The organism is Chromobacterium sp. INPA-IVC (assembly GCF_059047085.1).
The window spans coordinates 23,299-40,670 of the sequence record NZ_JBTNLS010000014.1 but is presented as its reverse complement, the minus strand read 5'-3'; the positions used below and the strand labels follow the sequence as shown (position 1 = coordinate 40,670).

The window sequence follows — 17,372 nt, the reverse complement described above, 5'->3', positions numbered from 1 at the left end:
CAATCAGGAATACTACTAATGGATTTGAAAACGACTAGACTGGATGTGGTGGAATTATTTGCGGGAGAAGCCGAATGCCGGTGCCAGGTGACATTCTGGTTGTCGACGACACCATGACCGCGCTGATGATGCTGGTGGCCCTGCTATCCACTCAGGGCTATCAGGTCAGCTCCGCCCAAAGCGGGGCCGAGGCGCTGGACCTGGTGCAAAAACATCCGCCGGACCTGATCCTGCTGGATTTCAGCATGCCGGACATGGATGGGCTGGCCGTGTGCCGCGAACTCAAGCAGAACCCGCGCACCCGCGACATTCCCGTGCTGTTCCTCAGCTCGGTCAGCGACTCGCAAACCAAGGTCGACGGCTTCGCCGCCGGCGCGGTCGACTTCATCATCAAGCCCTTCGAGCGCAGCGAGCTGTTGGCGCGCGTCAACACCCACCTCGATCTGGCCCGGTTGAAGAAACGGCTGAGCAAGCTGGTGGAAGAAAAGACCGAATCGCTGCGGCTGAGCGAGCAGCGCTTCCGCGCGCTGATCGAACAGGCGCCGGAAGCCATCCTGGTATACAACCTGGACAGCGGCCGCTTCGTCGACGCCAACCAGCAGGCGGAGAAGTTGACCGGACGCACGCTGCAGGCGCTGGTCGGCACCAGCCCGACCTCGCTGTACGCGGCGGAGCAGCCCGACGGCCTGCCCGTCGCGGAAAGCGTCATCCTTCACGCCGAGCGGGCGCAGCAAGGCGAGATCGCGCCGTTCGAGCGCATCCTCCAGCGCCCGGACGGCAGCACCATTCCCTGCGAAGTCCGGCTGAGCAAGCTGCCCAGCGAAACCGGCCACCTGCTGCGCGTCAGCTACATCGACATTTCCTCGCGCGTGGCCGCCCAGGAAAAAATCAACCGCCTGGCCTATTTCGACACCCTGACCGGCCTACACAATGAAAGCGGCCTGCTGGAGCAATTGAACGCCTTGTTCGCCATCGCCGGAGAGCGCCAGCCGTTCGCCGCGCTGCTGGTGGACCTGGGAGACTTCAAATTCATCAACGACGTGTACGGCAACCGCATCGGCGACCTGCTGCTGCGCCATGTCGCGCAGCGGCTGCGGAAAACGCTGGGCGCGCGGGGCCATGCCGCCCGGCTGGGCGGCGTGGAGTTCGCGGCCATCCTCACCCGCGTAGCGGACGCCGCCGAGGCGGAATCCATCGCCGGACAGGTGCTGGATGCCATCAGCGAACCGTTCCCGGTGGACGAAATGATGCTCAGCCTGACCGCCAGCGTAGGCGTCAGCCTGGGTCCGGCGCACGGCGCCGACGGACAGGAGCTGCTGACCCGCGCCGACATGGCGCTGTACCAGGCCAAGCAGCGCGGCACCCGCAGGATCCAGGTCTATGAAGAAGAGCTGGGCCGCCAGATGCGGGAACGCGTCGAACTGGAAAAATCGCTGCGCCACGCGATAGACCATGGCGAGCTGGTGCTGCACTACCAGCCGCAGGTCGAGCTGTCCACCGGACGCGCGGTGGGCGTCGAGGCGCTGGTGCGCTGGCAGCATCCGAAAAAGGGCATGATCTCGCCGATGCAGTTCATCCCCATCGCCGAGCAGTCGGGCCTGATCCTGCCGCTGGGGCGCTGGGTGCTGCGCGAGGCCTGCCGCCAGCTTAAAGTGTGGCAGGACAAGGGCGGCGCCGAGCTGCGGATGGCGGTGAACCTGAGCGTCGCGCAATTCACCGACCACGAGCTGCCGGAATTCGTCGCCAACGTGCTGAAGGAAACCGGCGTGGCCGCCCGCCATCTGGAGCTGGAGATCACCGAGTCCTGCACCATGCTGTCGCCGCAGCAGTCCATCACCATGATGGAGCAATTCCGCTCGATGGGCATACACAGCTCGATAGACGACTTCGGCACCGGCCATTCCGCGCTGGCCTATCTGACCCGCTTCCCGGTGGACACGCTGAAGATAGACCAGTCCTTCATCCGCAACATCAACAATGACGAAAAAGGCAGCGCGCTGTGCGACACCATCGCCTATCTCGCCCACCGCATGGGCCTGCAGGTGGTGGCAGAAGGCGTGGAAACCCAGCAGCAGCTGACCTTCCTGACCAGCATCCACGTCGACGTGGTGCAGGGCTATCTGCTGTGCAAGCCGCTGCCTGCCGCCGAGGTGGAGGACTTCATCCTGCGCCAGGCCGACGCCAAGCCTCTGCCCGGCGTGGAGTACTTCTGAGCCCTGCCATTGCCGCGCCCGCCGATACGGTGTATCACTCCCGCATCGACGCCAGGAGCCACCCATGCCGGAAGATCATCAACTCGCCGCCCGCGCGGCCGCCGCAGCCGCCCGCTTGCTGCAGGACCTGCGCCGCTGCCCGCCTGAGGGCGGCAAGGCGCTGGGCGCGCGCGGCGACGCCGAATCCAACGCCCTGATCCTTGAGCTGCTGCGCGCGGCGCGCCCGGACGACGGCATTTTGTCGGAGGAATCGGCGCCGGAACCCGGCCGACTGGAAAAACGCAGAGTCTGGATCGTCGACCCGCTGGACGGCACCCGCGAATATTGCGAGCCAGACCGCGACGACTGGGCGGTGCACGTCGCGCTGGCGGTGGACGGCGCGCCCGCCGCCGCCGCCGTGGCCCTGCCTGCCCGCGGCGAATTATTGTCCACTCCCGCCCCCCTGCTTGCCCCCGCGCCGGAAGGCCGGCTGAAAATCCTGGTCAGCCGCAGCCGCCCGCCGGCGCTGGCCGAACGCGTTGCCGCCAGGCTGAACGCGGAGCTGGTGCCGATGGGCTCGGCCGGCGCCAAGGCGATGACGGTGCTGCGCGGCGAGGCCCACGCCTATCTGCACGCCGGCGGCATGAACGAATGGGACACCTGCGCGCCGGTGGGCGTGGCGCTGGCCGCCGGCCTGCACGCGTCGCGGATAGACGGCTCGCCCTGCGTGTTCAACCAGGCGGACGTGAAAATGCCGGACCTGCTGATCTGCCGGCCGGAGCTGGCTGCGACGCTGCTGGCTGCGATCGCGGCGGAAGCTGGCTGAGATGCCGCCACTGAACAGCGCCATCTGAACCCAAACGCGCGCGGCCGCGATACTGGCGCTGGATCAACACGCCAGAAGAAAGGCCGCACCATGTCCGAAGTAACCGTCACCATCGGCGTCAGCGGCGACGCCGCCATCAACCTCCCCCCTTCCCAGAGCCTTCCGGCCTACGACGCGCTGCCGGCCGCGCCGGCCCAAACCGCGCCGGGCAACGCGCCGGTCGCCTATGACAACAAGCGCAACCGCCTGTCGGTATGGGCCGGCGGCAAGTGGAACAGCTCGGAACCGCTGGCCTCCGCGTCCGTGCTGGACTTCGGCGCGGTAGGCGACGGCGCGACCGACAGCACCGCCGCCCTGCGGGCCGCGGCCGCCCAAGGCGTCAAGCGCTTGCCCGCAGGCGTGTTCCTGGTCAGCGATTTCGCGCTGCTGGCCGATCTTTTCAGCTACAGCGGCCCCGGCAAGCTGTCGTACAAAGGCCTGACGCTGAGCCCCGGCGCGATCGAAGGCTTCGTCATGCTGTCCGTTCCCTCGGTCTTCCCGACGATACAGGGCGCGCTCGATTTCTGCGCCAAAGCCAGCATCCGCGGCAAAGGCTATATCCGCATCCAGCTGGAAGACGGCGTCTACGATGGCCTGTCCGCGCTGGAGCCGCAAATCGCCTACGGCGACCGCGTCGAAATCATTGGCAACGAGGCCAACCCAGACAAAGTGGTGCTGAACTTCAACAGCGCCGGCAACAACGGCTGCGGCTTCCTGTTCCTGCGCGGCAACAGCATCCGCCGGATCAACGGCATGACGCTGAACGGCAATGGCTGGATCTCCCACGGCGTCTGGGCCGATCAATCGTATGGCGGCGGCGTGTTCGCCAACTACAACAGCCAAGTGCTGGTCGGCGGCGCGATGCGCATCAACAAGTTCTACTACGGCGTCAGCAGCCGCTACGGCTCCGCCATCCGCTGCGAACCCGGCGTAGTCGTCACCGAGGCTGGCGACGTAGCCTTCCACGCCTTCGCCGGCGGCTCGCTGGACGCGCAGGGCTGCACCGCCATCGCCGCGGCTCACACCAAGGAGGGTCTGGGCTTTGGCTTTTGCGCGGAACTGGCCGGCTCGCTGGACGCATCGCAATCCCGCGCCTCAGATTGCGGTATCGCCGGCTTCAATGCGCTGACCGGCGGATCGATTTGGGCGCATGGTGCCATAGCGGAACGAAATGCCCGCAATGGCTTCATTGCCGTTGAAGGCGGCAAGATCGAGGCGAACAAATACGGCGACACCGCCAGCGCCGCGCTGAACAATCAGGGGCCAGGTTATTTCGCCCAGGGTGCAGGTTCCTTCATCAACGCCAATTCCGCCAAGGCATCCGGCAACGGCAAGGAAGGCTTCCTCGCCGCCGATGGCGCGACGATGGACATCACGGTGGCGCAAGCATCCAGCAATAAACAGCACGGCTTCAGCGCGCTGGAAAACGCAGTTTTGTATGGCGACGCCGCCGTGGCCGACGGCAACAACGGCCATGGCTTCAATGCCTCGTCGCTATCGACGCTTCGCGGCGACTGGCTGACGGCACGAAACAATCAGAAGAACGGTTTTCATGCGGAAACGCTATCCGTCATCCGCGTTCCGAATCCGCAAACATCCAGCAACAAAACGCCAAGCGATGCTACGGAAGGCGCTCTGCTGAAGTTCGACAAAAAGGATAATCTGAAAAGCTGAGGAATCGCTGCGCCTTCAAGCGCAGCGCAAGCCAACACGGATCGCAAGCACGCGGTCCGTGTTTTTCATTTCCGATTCACGAGTCGGCGAACAGACAGTGACGGATAGGCTCCAGATCCAGATGCTTCTCCAGCATGTCCGCCAGCTTGTCGATATTGGCCTCGCGCAGCGCCGGGTAATCCAGCGCCTCGGGCTCCGCCAGCCCCGCCCAGCGCAGGATGGCCTGGCAGGCGGCGGGTTCGTCCAACACGCCGTGCAGATAGGTGGCGAAAATCTGGCCGTCGTCCGAGCGCGCGCCATCCACCGAGCCATCTTCAAACCTGACAGCCGGATGCGCCAGCGCCGCCCCCTGGCTGACGCCCATATGGATTTCGTAACCGCTAGCCTCGGCCTCATCCAGCGTCAGCCGGCCACGCATCCGCGTCAGCCGCTTCTCCGGCGCCAGCGTGGTTTCCATGTCCAGCCAGCCCAGGCCGTCGCCGCTGCCCGGCTCGCCTTCCAATCCATCCGGATCATGCAGCTTTCTGCCCAGCATCTGCAGGCCGCCGCAAATGCCCAGCACCTTGCCGCCGTAGCGCAGGTGGCGGCGCAGCGCCTCCTCCCAGCCCTGCTCCCGCAGCCAGGCCAAGTCCGCCAGCACGTTCTTGCTGCCCGGCAGCACGATCAGGTCGGCCGGCGGGATGGGCTGGCCGGCGCGCACCAGTGTGAACTCCACCTGCGGGTGCAGGCGCAACGGATCGAAATCGGTGTGATTGCTGACGCGCGGCGCGGCGGGCGCCGCCACCCGCAGCTTGTCTCCCCCATCCCTCGCGCCGCCCGGCTTGTCCAGGCCCATGCTGTCCTCGGCCTCCAGGTGCAGGTCGTACAGATAGGGCAACACGCCCAGCACCGGCTTGCCGGTGTGCTGCTCCAGCCAGTCGACGCCGGTCTTGAGCAGGGATGGGTCGCCGCGGAAGCGGTTGATCACAAGGCCGACGACGCGGGCGCGCTCGGATTCGGACAGCAGCGCCAGCGTGCCGGCCAGATGGGCGAACACGCCGCCGCGCTCGATGTCGGCCACCAGGATCACCGGGCAGTCCACCGCCTCGGCGAAGCCCATATTGGCGATGTCGCCGTCGCGCAGATTGATCTCCGCCGGGCTGCCCGCGCCCTCGGCGACGATGCATTGATACTGTTCCGCCAGCCGCGCATGCGACTCCAGCACCGCCTTCATCGCGACGGGCTTGTAGCCGTGATAGCCGCGCGCCTCCATATTGCCGATGGCGCGGCCCTGGATGATCACCTGCGAGCCGGTGTGGCTGTTGGGCTTGAGCAGCACCGGGTTCATGTCGGTATGCGGCTCCACCCCGCAGGCCAGCGCCTGCACCGCCTGCGAGCGGCCGATCTCGCCGCCGTCCGCCGTCACCGCGCTGTTGAGCGCCATGTTCTGCGGCTTGAACGGCGCCACTCTCACGCCGCGCCGGGCCAGCAGCCGGCACAGGCCGGTGGCCAGCGCGCTCTTGCCGGCGTCGGACGTGGCGCCCTGGATCATGATGGTTTTGGCGGTCATGGCGATCTCCCTGCGCATGGATGGCTGACAACGCTTAGAATGGCGGCTTGATTCATTCCGGCCGCCCAAAGCGCGACAGAATTGCGCATTGGATAATTTCTAGCGGCGGTCGGCCATTATATAGGGCCGCTTGTTGAATTCCGCATTGTTTCTGCCGATCGCGCTGCTGCTGGACCGTCTGCTGGGCGAGCCGCCGCGCTGGCACCCGCTGGTCGGCTTCGGCCGGCTGGTCAAGGCCATGGAGCGGCTGGCCTACCCGTCCGCGCCGGAGGCTGAGCCGGTCTGGCGCATGCGGCTGCGCGGCGCGGCCGCCATCTCGCTGCTGATCCTGCCTTTCACGCTGTTGGCCTGGGCGCTGGCGAAACTGCCGTGGCTGGGCGCCATCGTTCCCATCGTCCTGCTGTATCTGGCCGTCGGCGCGCAGAGCCTGGCCCAGCACGCCGAAGTGGTGCGAAAAGCCTTGGCCGACGGCGATTTGGCCCTAGCCCGCGAGCGCGTCGGCTGGATCGTCAGCCGCGACACCAGCGAGCTGGATGAAGCCGGCGTCGCGCGCGCGACGATCGAGTCAGTGCTGGAGAACGGCAGCGACGCCGTCTTCGCCGCGCTGTTCTGGTTTCTGGTTCTGGGCGCGCCGGGCGCGGTGCTGTACCGGCTGTCCAACACGCTGGACGCGATGTGGGGCTACAAAAACGATCGCTACCTGCACTTCGGCTGGGCCGCCGCCCGCTTCGACGACGTGATGAACTATCTCCCGGCGCGGCTGGCCGCCCTCACCTATTTGCTGCTGGGCCATGCCTCCGACGGCTGGCGCTGCTGGCGCACCCAGGCGCCGACCTGGTACAGCCCCAACGCCGGCCCGGTGATGGCGGCCGGCGCCGGCGCACTGGGCGTCAGCCTGGGCGGCGGCGCGCGCTATCACGGCCAGTGGAAGGAACGTCCGCCGCTCGGTTGCGGTCCCACTCCCACGCATGAAGACATCGGCCGCGCGGTGCGGCTGGTCAACCGGGGCATGTGGCTGTGGGCGGCGTTGTCGCTGGCGGCCGCCATCTTGATCGGAGCGATCCATGCTTGAACACGGAGGCGGCCTGCTGCGCGCCGCGGTCGAATACGGCATCCCGGCCGGCGACTGGCTGGACCTGTCCACCGGCGTCAATCCCAATGGCTGGCCGGTGCCGCAGCTATCGGCCGACAGCTGGCTGCGGTTGCCGCAAAACCATGACGGGCTGGAGGCGGCGGCGGCGGAATATTACGGCAGCGACAAGCTGCTGGCCGTGGCCGGTTCGCAGCCGGCGATCCAGTTGCTGCCCCGGCTGCGCGCGCCCTGCCGCGTCGGCATGCTGGCGCTGTGCTACGCCGAGCACCCCCACCACTGGCAGAAGCGCGGACACCAGCTGTTCAGGCTGTCGCCTGACGAGCTGGCCGCCGGCATAGACCAACTGGACGTGGTATTGCTGTGCAACCCCAACAACCCCACCGGCGACCGCTTCGACCCGGCGCTGCTGGAAAGCTGGCGGCAGCGGCTGGCCGCGCGCGGCGGCTGGCTGGTGGTGGATGAGGCGTTTCTGGACGCGGCGCCGGAGGACAGCATGCTGTCGCATGTCGGCAAGCCGGGGCTAATCGTGCTGCGCTCGATCGGCAAGTTCTTCGGCCTGGCCGGCGCGCGCGCTGGCTTCGTGTTCGGCTGGCCGGAACTGCTTCAGGCGCTGGCCGAAGAGCTGGGGCCATGGACGGTGGCCGGCCCTGCGCGGGAGGCGGTGAAGCTAGCTCTGCGGGATGTGGAATGGCAGCGGGCCATGGCCAGCAAGCTGCAACGCGACAGCGCGCGGCTGCAACGCTGCCTGGAGCGGCACGGCCTCGCGCCGGCTGGCGGCTGCGAACTGTTTCAATGGGTGCCGGATGCGCACAGCCTGGCGATGCACCGCTACCTGGCCGGCCGCGGCATCCTGACCCGCTACTTCGAATCCATCCCCAGCCTGCGCTTCGGCCTGCCCAAGGCCGACGCCGACTGGGTTCGGCTGGAGCAGGCGCTCACCGACTGGCGGCGGCACGCCATCCGCGATTGAACGAACGCGCCGCCTGCCTCAAGACTTTAGAGCGGCTAACAAAATTCTGTTTCACGCCTGAGGCAAGGCGCGCCGACGCAGACAGTACAAGCAGTACGGCAAGTCGGCGCAACGCAGCATCAGGATTTTTGTTAGCGGCGCTTAGGCGGCGTTGAACGCCTCATCGTAAGCCACCTCTCCAACCGGCGTTTCCGCGCCGAAAGCCAGCGCCTGGAAATACTCGGCCGGAATGCCCGGCAAAGTCAGGCCGGGATGCGCGCGGAAGCCGAAGCGGCCATAGTAAGCCGGATCGCCCAGCACCACGCAGCCTTGCGCGCCCTGCTCGTGCAACACCCGCAGCGCCTCGCGCATCAATTGAGCGCCGATTCCCCGCTTCTGCCGCGCCGGGGAAACCGAGATCGGTCCCAGCCCATACCAGCCAGCCGCGCCGGAAGACACTGCCACCGGCGAAATGGCGACGTGGCCGACGATGCCGCCGCCTTCATCGGCTACCAGGGAAACGGTCAGCTGGCCGCGCCGGCGCAGCGCGTCGACGATGAACTGCTCGGTATGGCTGGAATGGGCCTCGTCGCGAAAGGCCTCCTCAGTCAGCGTGAAAATGGCGCCGATGTCGGCGGTTTGTTCCTTGCGAATGGTGATGGTCATGCGATTGTTCCTTGAGAACGGCCGCGCCGCGGCAACCCGCCGGCGGCGCGGGCCGGGGGTTAACGGTTGTCGAGCTGCGCGCGCACCGCGCAGAGGCCTGCCCGGTTGATCAGATAGGGCTGGCCATTGCGCGACTGGATCAACCGCTTGCTCTTCAGCTTGGCGAAAACGAGGTAGCTGCAGTCGGACAGCAAATACCCTTCGCGGGTATAGCATTCGACGGAACGGATTCGGCCGGCGTCATCGCGTATCTGCGCGATGCGGCCGCCTTTGGCGAGGACGTGCAGCGTCCTTTGCTCGGGCATGGATAAATTCATATTGTCGGAAATCAGGCGAATCAGGTACGCGACAGCCGCGTGCGCCATGGGGATGGGCACGCGAAACAATGGGCGTAGACAACCAGCCAGCCATGCTTGCGCACGGACGGGTCAGGTCATCGAGTGATTGCAATCTCCAACATGCAAAGCCTTTGCCTACGAACGAAATCTGATGGGAAACGCGCCCAATCGACTGGACGCGGACCCGAATCATACCCCGCGCCAGAGGAAAACGCCAAATCCGCCAATGCCTTAGCGCTTCCCGCCCCCGCGCCGGCCATCGACACGCCAAGCCGCGCCTTGTTCACAGCCTGGGCGTTGTCACGTATGATCCAGTCCAATCAATGACGGTGCCCCTAGAGGGTGAAACGGGAACGCGGTGCGAAACCGCGGCTGCCCCCGCAACTGTAAGCGCAGAGTCCACGCCTGACGCCACTGGCCCTTAGCAAGGTCGGGAAGGCGGCGCCCGGACGGCGACGCGCGAGCCAGGAGACCGGCCGTCATACGTGTCGACGCAAGCAGAAGCCGGGCGGGGTGTACCGGGGGATACGCACAAGCTCCGTTCATGGATAGAAAACGGAATGATGTGCCCTCGCTTGCGCGACGAGAATCGTCTTCGAGGGCACCATGCATCCATCCACCGCGCCGTCCGCCGGCAGCCGCCTGGCGCGCCACGCGCCCATCATCGCCGGGCTGGTCCTGGCCAATCTGCTGGCCTGGGCCTGGGCGTTCGCCGCCTTCGCCGACCATCCGGCCCAGCTCGCCACCGCCCTGCTCGCCTATCTGTTCGGCCTGCGCCACGCGGTGGACGCCGACCACATCGCCGCCATCGACAACACCGTGCGCAAGCTGATGCAGGAAGGCCGCCGGCCGTCCGCCGTGGGCCTGTTCTTTTCCTTGGGCCATTCGACAGTGGTCGTCATCGCCGTCGCGCTGATAGTGTTCGCCGCCAGCGCGCTGCAAAGCCGCGTCACCGGCTTCAAGGAGATAGGCGGCGTCATCGGCACCAGCGTGTCGGCCTTCTTCCTGCTGACGCTGGCGCTGATCAACCTGTCGTCCCTGCGCGCGGTATGGGGCGCTTTCCGCCGCGCCCGCGCCGGCGAAGCCATCTGCGACGAGCAACTGGACCTGATGCTGAACAACCGCGGCCTGATCGCGCGCATGCTCAAGCCCCTGTTCAAGATGGTGACCAAGAGCTGGCATATGCTGCCCATCGGCCTCCTGTTCGGCCTGGGCTTCGACACCGCCACCGAAATCGGCCTGTTCGCCATCGCCACCTCGCAGAGCGCCAACGGCGTGGCGCTGTGGCACATCATGGTGTTCCCGGTGCTGTTCACCGCCGGCATGGCGCTGGTGGACACGCTGGACAGCATGATGATGGTGGAAGTCTATGGCTGGGCCTTCGTCAATCCGGTGCGCAAGCTCTGGTACAACCTGACCATCACCTTCGTCTCCGTGATCGTCGCCGTCGGCATCGGCGGGCTGGAAGGCCTGGGCCTGCTGGCGGACAAGCTGCAGCTGACCGGCGGCTTCTGGGACTGGATATCCGCGCTCAACGACGATCTGGCCCACTTCGGCTACTTCGTCGTCGCCGTCTTCCTGTTCACCTGGCTCGCCTCCGCCGGCATCTACAAGTGGAAACGCTTCGACCAACTGACGCCGGAGGCGCGATGAGAACCCACGACAAACACGTGCTGATGTGCACTGGCCCGCGCTGCACGCCGGACGGACAGGGTTCCGAGGCGATGTTCCTGCACCTGGGCCGCACCATAGACGCCTGCGAAGGCCTGCGCGCCAAACGCACCCGCAGCCACTGCTTCGCCGTGTGCAAGGAAGGCCCGGTGATGGTGGTGTACCCGGACGGCGTCTGGTACCGCAAGGTCAACGAAGCCGACGTCGAGCGCATCGTCTGCCAGCATCTGAAGGGCGGCTCGCCCGTCGAAGAATTGATCTTCCATAAAACCGGCATCGGCGACATCGCCCCGGAGACCCAGGCATGAGCGCCGAAATCGTATTGTTGAGCCACGCCGGCACCGACCTCGCCGCGCTGTCGCGCGCGCGCTGGCCGGAAGATTTCCCCGCCGTCGCCGGCATCGCGCTGCAAGGCATTGCCGACGAAGCCGCGATGCGGGCGCTGCTGGACGGCCAATTGGCCGATGTCCGCGCCATCGTGCTGCGCGTGCTGGGCCGCGCCGACGCGATACCGGGGCTGGAGCTATTGCTGGCCCACGCCCGCCGGCTGCAGGCCGCGGTCATCGTGGTCAGCGGCACCGGCGAACCGGACCCGGAGCTGCAAGCGCTGTGCAGCGCGCCGGTGTCGCTCCAGCAGGACGTTCACGCCTATCTGCAGGCCGGCGGCAGCGCCAACCTGGGCGAGATGATGCGCTGCCTGGCGGATAGATTGCTGCTGACCGGCTTCGGCTACCAGAGCCCGCAGCCGCTGCCCGAGCACGGCGTCTACCATCCTGAGCTGGCCGCGCCCTGCTCGCTGGAAGATTGGCTTGAAATCCGCCATCCGGACTGGCCCACCGTCGGCCTGTGCTTCTACCGCGCCCACTGGCTGTCCGGCAACACCCGCTTCATCGACCTGCTGGTGGATTGCCTGGCCGAACGCGGCGTCAACGCGCTGCCGGTGTTCACCTCGTCCTTGCGGACCATCGCTCAAGATGGCCTGCCGGCGGCATTGGCGCTGCTGGCCGACCCGCGCGCCCAGGTGTCCTTGCTGATCAACACCACCTCGTTCGCGATGGGCGACATCAACAACGACGGCCCCACCCAGCCCGGCTGGGCGGTGGAGGCGTCGGACCGGCTAGACCTACCGGTGCTGCAGGCCATCACCAGCAGCATGACCCGCGAGCAATGGGAAGCGTCCGACCGCGGCTTCAACCCGCTGGACACCGCGATGAACGTGGCGCTGCCGGAGTTCGACGGCCGTATCATCGGCGTGCCGCTGAGCTTCAAGCAGCCGGCGGAAGCCGGCCAGGCCGAACAATACGCGCCGCTGCCGGACCGCGCCCGCCGCCTGGCCGGCATCGCCGCGCGCCTGGCGCGGCTGCGCCATGTGTCCAATACCGATAAGCGCATCGCCTTCATCTTCACCAACTCCAACAGCAAGGCCTCGCAGATAGGCAACGCGGTGGGCCTGGATTCGCCCGCGTCTCTATACTCGATGCTGCGCGGCATGCAAGGCCGCGGCTACCGGATGGATGAGCTGCCGCCAGACAGCGACGCGCTGATGCACGAGTTGATAGACCGCGGCGCTTACGATCAGGATTACCTGAGCGCCGAGCAGATGAAAAACGCCGCCGCTCGCGTGCCGGCCAAGCGCTACCAGGCCTGGTTCGACGAGCTGCCTGACGCGCTGCGCGACAAGATGCTGCAGCGCTGGGGCCAGCCGCCGGGCGGCGCCTACGTCGACGGCGACGAGTTGGTGTTTTCCGGCCTCGATTACGGCAATGTCTTCGTCGCGCTGCAGCCGCCGCGCGGCTACGGCATGGACCCGGACGCCATCTACCACACGCCGGACCTGCCGCCCACCCACCACTACTACGCGCTGTACCGCTGGCTGCGCGACGACTGGCGGGCCGACGCCATCGTCCACGTCGGCAAGCACGGCACGCTGGAATGGCTGCCGGGCAAGGGCGTGGGCCTGTCGCAGAACTGCTTCCCGGACGCGCTCTTGGGCGACATGCCGCTGTTCTACCCCTTCATCGTCAACGATCCGGGCGAAGGCTCGCAGGCCAAGCGCCGCGGCCACGCGGTGATCATCGACCACCTGACGCCGACGATGACCACCGCCGACAGCTACGGCCCGCTGGCGCAGCTAACCCAGCTGGTGGATGAGTACTACCAGGTGGAGCTGCTGGACCCGAATAAGCTGCCGCTGCTGCAACAGCAGATCTGGGACCTGATCAAGGAAGCCAAGCTCGACACCGACCTGGCGGCGATGCTGAAGCACGACCACGACCACGATCACGGGCATGAGCATGAGCACGAGCATCATCACGACCATGGCCATGATCACCACGGCCACGACCATCACGACCATGATCACCCGCATGGTGGACACCAGCACGCGCCCGCCGCCGTCCACGGCAAGTACCGGGCGCAGGCGGCCAAGCCGGCGGCCGCGATGAAACCAGCGACGGCCGCGGCGGCGAAATACCGTCCAGCCAAGGCCGCGCACAGCCACGATCATGGGCACCATCACCACCACGATCACGGCGACCATGACCATCACCACGGCCACCATGACCACCATCATCATGATCATCACGGCCACGACCACCACGACCATGACCACGACTGGGACGACACGCTGAACGAAGACGGCGTGCCGCTGAGCCTGGCCAAGATGGACGGCGTCGACGTCGCCCACCTGATCGAGGACATAGACGGCTATCTGTGCGAGCTGGGCGCGGCGCAAATCCGCGACGGCCTGCACGTGCTCGGCAACGCGCCGCAGGGCGAGGCGCTGATCGACATGCTGCTGGCGCTGACCCGGCTGCCCAACCTCGGCATCCCCGGCCTGCCCGCCAGCGTGGCTGCGGCCTGCGGCGGCGACTGGCCGCTGTGGCAGCAGGACCAGGGCAAGCGGCTGGCCGAAGCACCGATTGAATTGGCCCGTCTGACTGGCCAGGCGCTGGCCACCCGCGCCGACGCGCACGACGCGGTGATGAAGCTGTCGCGTGCGCTGATCGCCGATCTGGCCGCGCGCGGCTACGCTGCCGCCGCCATCCCGGCCGCCGTCGAAAACATCCTGCCCGGCATCGAGCCGAACGCCGATCTGGAGCGGGTGCTGAACTTCGTCTGCGCCGAACTGTGCCTGAAGCTGGCCCGCACCGCCGAGGAGATAGACAATCTCTTGCGCGGCCTGGAAGGCGGCTACGTGCCGGCCGGCCCCAGCGGCGCGCCGACGCGCGGCATGGCCCACATCCTGCCTACCGGCCGCAATTTCTACTCGGTGGACCCGCGCAGCCTGCCATCGCAAGCCGCCTGGCGCATCGGCGACGGCCTGGCGCGCGAGATGCTGGCCCGCCATCTGAAGGAAACCGGCCAATATCCGGAATCGGTGGCCATCAGCGTGTGGGGCACCAGCGCGATGCGCACCCACGGCGACGACATCGCCGAAATCCTGTCCCTGCTCGGCGTCAAGCCGCGCTGGCAGCAGGAAAGCCGCCGCGTGCAGGGCCTGGAAGTGATCCCCCTGGCCGAGCTGGGCCGGCCGCGCATCGACGTCACCGTGCGCATCAGCGGCTTCTTCCGCGATGCCTTCCCGCACCTGATTTCGCTGGTGGACGAGGCGGTGCACACCGTGGCGCGGCTCGACGAGCCGGCGGAGCAGAACTTCCTGCGCAAACACTACCTGGCCGACCTGAAGAATGAACTGCTGGGTGCTCTGCCCGACGCCGACGCGCAGTCGCTGTACCGCGTGTTCGGCGCCAAACCGGGCAGTTACGGCGCCGGCATCCTGCCGCTGATCAACGAGCAGAACTGGCAGAACGACGCCGACTTCGCCACCGCCTATGTCAACTGGGGCGGCTACGCCTACGGCCGCGAGGCCAACGGCGCCGACGCCCGCGACGCGCTGCGCCATCGGCTGGCGGGCGTCGAGGTCGCCCTGCACAACCAGGACAACCGCGAGCACGACATCTTCGACAGCGACGACTACCTGCAATACCACGGCGGGATGATCGCGACGATACGCAGCCTCAGCGGCCGCCAGCCGCGCGCCTTCTTCGGCGACAGCCACAATCCGGAAGCGCCCGCGGTTCGCGGGCTGAAGGAGGAAGTGCTGCGAGTGTTCCGCTCCCGGGTGGCCAACCCGAAGTGGATAGCCGGCATCCAGAAGCACGGCTACAAAGGCGCGCTGGAGCTGACCGCCACCGTCGATTACCTGTTCGGCTACGACGCCACCGCCCAGGTGGTGGACGACTGGGTCTATGAACAACTGGCGCAAAGCTACGCGCTGGACCCGGCGATGCAGCAATTCTTCGCCGACAGCAACCCGTGGGCGCTGAACGCCATCACCGACCGCCTGCTGGAAGCCGCGCAGCGCCAGCTGTGGGCGGAGCCGGACCCGGAGACGCTGGCCGCCCTGCGCCAGCTGCACCTGGATAGCGAAGCGCTGCTGGAAGCTCGCGGAGAAAATAAAGCATGAGCCCGATTTACCCCTTCGCCGCCATCGTCGGCCAAGAGCAACTGAAGCAGGCGCTGCTGATCTGCGCGGTGGACCCGACGGTCGGCGGCGTGTTGGTCCGCGGCGACAAGGGCAGCGCCAAGAGCACCGCCGCCCGCGGTCTGGCCGCCGTGCTGCCGGCGATACGCCGGGCGACCGGCTGCGGCTACAACTGCGAGCCCGACCATCCGCTGCCGCTGTGCCCGGTGTGCTCCGGCGACGCGCGCGCGCTGCATGACGGCCCGGTGCCCTTCATCAACCTGCCGCTGGGCGCCACCGAGGACCGCGTGCTGGGCAGCCTGGACTTCGAAAAGGCACTGCAGGGCGGCAAACAGGCGTTCAAGCCCGGCCTGTTGGCCGCCGCCCACCGCGGCATGCTCTACATCGACGAAGTGAATCTGTTGGCCGACCACCTGGTGGACGTGCTGCTGGATGCCGCCGCGATGGGCGTCAACACCGTGGAGCGAGAGGGTCTGGCGGTCAGCCACCCGGCGCGGGTGACGCTGCTCGGCACCATGAACCAGGAGGAAGGCGATCTGCGGCCGCAATTGCTGGACCGCTTCGGCCTGATGGTGGACGTGGCCGCGCCGCGCGAGCCTCTTCTGCGCGCCGAAGTGGTGCGCCGCCGCCTGGCCTTCGAGGCCGACCCGGCCGGCTTCGCCGCCCAGTGGCAGGCCGACAGCGAGGCGCTGCGCGAAAACATCGCCGCCGCCCGCGCGCTGATGCCGCAAACCCGGCTCAGCGACAGCCTGTTCCACTTCGTCAGCGAGCTGTGCTGCGAATTCGACGTCAGCAGCCTGCGCGCCGACATCGTGCTGAACAAGGCCGCGCGCGCGCTGGCGGCGCTGGACGGCCGCGCCGACGCCAGCGCCGAAGACATCCGCGACGCCGCCCGGCTGGTGCTGCCGCACCGCCGCCGCCGCAAACCGTTCGAGCAAAGCGGGCTGGATCAGGACAAGCTGGAGCAGATGACGCAACAGGCGTCCAACCCGCCTCCTCCGCCGCCGCAGGACCAGGGCGACGCCACGCAGCCGCCGCCGGATGGCGACAGCGAGCAGGAACAGAATCCATCCGGCCACGGCTTGGAGCAGATTTTCGCCGCCGCGCCGGCCGGCGACATCGCCCGCATCCGCGTCCAGGCGCCGTCGGCTGGCGACGCGGCCGGCCGCCGCAGCGACGGCGCCAGCCGCCAGCGCGGCCATTACGTGCGCGCCGAGGCCAATCCGCAGCCGGCCCAGCTGGCGGTGGACGCCACGCTGCGCCACGCGATTCTGCGCGATCCGGACCATTTCGCCGTCACACGCGCCGACCTGCACGACAAGGTGCGCGTCGCCAAGCAGGGCAACCTGATCCTGCTGGTCGTCGACGCCTCGGGATCGATGGCCGCGCGCCAGCGGATGGAGCAGGTCAAGGGCACGGTGCTGAGCCTGCTGGAAGACGCCTACCGCCGCCGCGACCAGGTGGCGCTGATCGCCTTCCGCGGCCAAAAGGCCGAACTGCTGCTGCCGCCGTGCAACCGCGTCGAACAGGCCGAGCTGGCATTGCGCGAGCTGCCCACCGGCGGCCGCACGCCGCTGGCGCACGCGCTGGCGCTGGCCGCCGACACGCTGTCCCGCCAGCTGGGCGGCCCGGCGCCGCTGTTGGTCATCCTCAGCGACGGCCGCGCCAATGTGGCGCTGGACGGAGACGGCGACCCGTGGCGGCAGGCGCTGGACCTGGCCGGCCAGCTGGTCGGCGCGCCGGCGCTGGTGCTGGACACCGAGCAGGACTTCGTCCGCCTGGGCCGCGCCCGCGAGCTGGCCGAGGCGCTGGGCGCGGAATACCTGGCTTGCGACGCCCTGACCGGCGAGCAGCTGACATTGACGATTCAACAAAGACTGGGCCGCTGA

At 67.5% G+C, this 17,372-nt stretch carries 12 protein-coding genes and 1 riboswitch; of the genes, 9 read left to right on the top strand and 3 right to left on the bottom strand.

Features of this window, described 5'->3' with window-relative positions; translation table 11 throughout:
• Positions 1 to 74 precede the first annotated feature (74 nt).
• The 3 genes from ACX17K_RS21675 (at position 75) to ACX17K_RS21665 (ending at position 4,731) form a co-directional block, all read left to right on the top strand.
• The gene (locus ACX17K_RS21675; protein ID WP_493776393.1) at positions 75 to 2,213 is read left to right on the top strand and encodes a putative bifunctional diguanylate cyclase/phosphodiesterase; all 2,139 of its coding nucleotides are present in this window, start codon (positions 75 to 77) and stop codon (positions 2,211 to 2,213) included.
• Positions 2,214 to 2,277: 64 nt separating this feature from the next.
• Positions 2,278 to 3,018: a 3'(2'),5'-bisphosphate nucleotidase CysQ gene (locus tag ACX17K_RS21670; RefSeq protein WP_493776392.1), complete on the top strand. Its 741-nt coding sequence runs from the start codon at positions 2,278 to 2,280 to the stop codon at positions 3,016 to 3,018.
• Between the two features lie 90 nt (positions 3,019 to 3,108).
• Positions 3,109 to 4,731, top strand: a complete 1,623-nt coding sequence (locus tag ACX17K_RS21665) for a hypothetical protein (protein ID WP_493776391.1) — start codon at positions 3,109 to 3,111, stop codon at positions 4,729 to 4,731.
• Between the two features lie 76 nt (positions 4,732 to 4,807).
• Here ACX17K_RS21665 and ACX17K_RS21660 read toward each other — a convergent pair whose 3' ends face one another.
• On the bottom strand, positions 4,808 to 6,280 hold the full coding sequence (locus tag ACX17K_RS21660) for a cobyric acid synthase (protein ID WP_493776390.1): 1,473 nt from the start codon (positions 6,278 to 6,280) through the stop codon (positions 4,808 to 4,810).
• 133 nt (positions 6,281 to 6,413) lie between these two features.
• On the opposite strand from ACX17K_RS21660, the gene cbiB reads away from it, so the two are divergent.
• Positions 6,414 to 7,352: an adenosylcobinamide-phosphate synthase CbiB gene (gene cbiB / locus ACX17K_RS21655; RefSeq protein ID WP_493776389.1), complete on the top strand. Its 939-nt coding sequence runs from the start codon at positions 6,414 to 6,416 to the stop codon at positions 7,350 to 7,352.
• A complete protein-coding gene (cobD, locus tag ACX17K_RS21650) occupies positions 7,345 to 8,343 on the top strand; it encodes a threonine-phosphate decarboxylase CobD (RefSeq protein ID WP_493776388.1) in 999 nt (332 codons plus the stop codon). The genes cbiB and cobD overlap by 8 nt, the downstream gene beginning before the upstream one ends.
• Before the next feature lie 141 nt (positions 8,344 to 8,484).
• On the opposite strand, the gene ACX17K_RS21645 is transcribed toward cobD, so the two are convergent.
• Together ACX17K_RS21645 and ACX17K_RS21640 are read right to left on the bottom strand one after the other, a co-directional pair.
• A complete protein-coding gene (locus ACX17K_RS21645; RefSeq protein ID WP_493776387.1) occupies positions 8,485 to 8,988 on the bottom strand; it encodes a GNAT family N-acetyltransferase in 504 nt (167 codons plus the stop codon).
• Between the two features lie 59 nt (positions 8,989 to 9,047).
• Complete coding sequence (locus ACX17K_RS21640) at positions 9,048 to 9,293, bottom strand: YjhX family toxin (protein ID WP_493776386.1); 246 nt, start codon at positions 9,291 to 9,293, stop codon at positions 9,048 to 9,050.
• Between the two features lie 343 nt (positions 9,294 to 9,636).
• Positions 9,637 to 9,821: riboswitch (cobalamin riboswitch) on the top strand.
• A 111-nt stretch (positions 9,822 to 9,932) separates the two neighbouring features.
• Between ACX17K_RS21640 and ACX17K_RS21635 the strand changes: the two genes are divergently transcribed.
• Genes ACX17K_RS21635 through ACX17K_RS21620 form a run of 4 tightly spaced genes read left to right on the top strand, consistent with a single transcriptional unit; the run spans position 9,933 to position 17,372 of the window.
• A complete protein-coding gene (locus tag ACX17K_RS21635; protein ID WP_493776385.1) occupies positions 9,933 to 10,979 on the top strand; it encodes a HoxN/HupN/NixA family nickel/cobalt transporter in 1,047 nt (348 codons plus the stop codon).
• Positions 10,976 to 11,305, top strand: a complete 330-nt coding sequence (locus tag ACX17K_RS21630; RefSeq protein ID WP_493776384.1) for a (2Fe-2S) ferredoxin domain-containing protein — start codon at positions 10,976 to 10,978, stop codon at positions 11,303 to 11,305. Before ACX17K_RS21635 ends, ACX17K_RS21630 begins: the two co-directional genes overlap by 4 nt.
• Positions 11,302 to 15,465, top strand: a complete 4,164-nt coding sequence (locus tag ACX17K_RS21625; protein WP_493776383.1) for a cobaltochelatase subunit CobN — start codon at positions 11,302 to 11,304, stop codon at positions 15,463 to 15,465. The genes ACX17K_RS21630 and ACX17K_RS21625 overlap by 4 nt, the downstream gene beginning before the upstream one ends.
• Positions 15,462 to 17,372, top strand: a complete 1,911-nt coding sequence (locus ACX17K_RS21620; protein ID WP_493776382.1) for a putative cobaltochelatase — start codon at positions 15,462 to 15,464, stop codon at positions 17,370 to 17,372. The genes ACX17K_RS21625 and ACX17K_RS21620 overlap by 4 nt, the downstream gene beginning before the upstream one ends.

Bases quoted from the DNA above. Each gene is read 5' to 3' on its own strand.
- ACX17K_RS21675 (WP_493776393.1), top strand. From the start codon at position 75: ATGCCGGTGCCAGGTGACATTCTGGTTGTCGACGACACCATGACCGCG.
- ACX17K_RS21670 (WP_493776392.1), top strand. From the start codon at position 2,278: ATGCCGGAAGATCATCAACTCGCCGCCCGCGCGGCCGCCGCAGCCGCC.
- ACX17K_RS21665 (WP_493776391.1), top strand. From the start codon at position 3,109: ATGTCCGAAGTAACCGTCACCATCGGCGTCAGCGGCGACGCCGCCATC.
- ACX17K_RS21660 (WP_493776390.1), bottom strand. From the start codon at position 6,280: ATGACCGCCAAAACCATCATGATCCAGGGCGCCACGTCCGACGCCGGC.
- cobD (WP_493776388.1), top strand. From the start codon at position 7,345: ATGCTTGAACACGGAGGCGGCCTGCTGCGCGCCGCGGTCGAATACGGC.
- ACX17K_RS21645 (WP_493776387.1), bottom strand. From the start codon at position 8,988: ATGACCATCACCATTCGCAAGGAACAAACCGCCGACATCGGCGCCATT.
- ACX17K_RS21640 (WP_493776386.1), bottom strand. From the start codon at position 9,293: ATGCCCGAGCAAAGGACGCTGCACGTCCTCGCCAAAGGCGGCCGCATC.
- ACX17K_RS21635 (WP_493776385.1), top strand. From the start codon at position 9,933: ATGCATCCATCCACCGCGCCGTCCGCCGGCAGCCGCCTGGCGCGCCAC.
- ACX17K_RS21630 (WP_493776384.1), top strand. From the start codon at position 10,976: ATGAGAACCCACGACAAACACGTGCTGATGTGCACTGGCCCGCGCTGC.
- ACX17K_RS21625 (WP_493776383.1), top strand. From the start codon at position 11,302: ATGAGCGCCGAAATCGTATTGTTGAGCCACGCCGGCACCGACCTCGCC.
- ACX17K_RS21620 (WP_493776382.1), top strand. From the start codon at position 15,462: ATGAGCCCGATTTACCCCTTCGCCGCCATCGTCGGCCAAGAGCAACTG.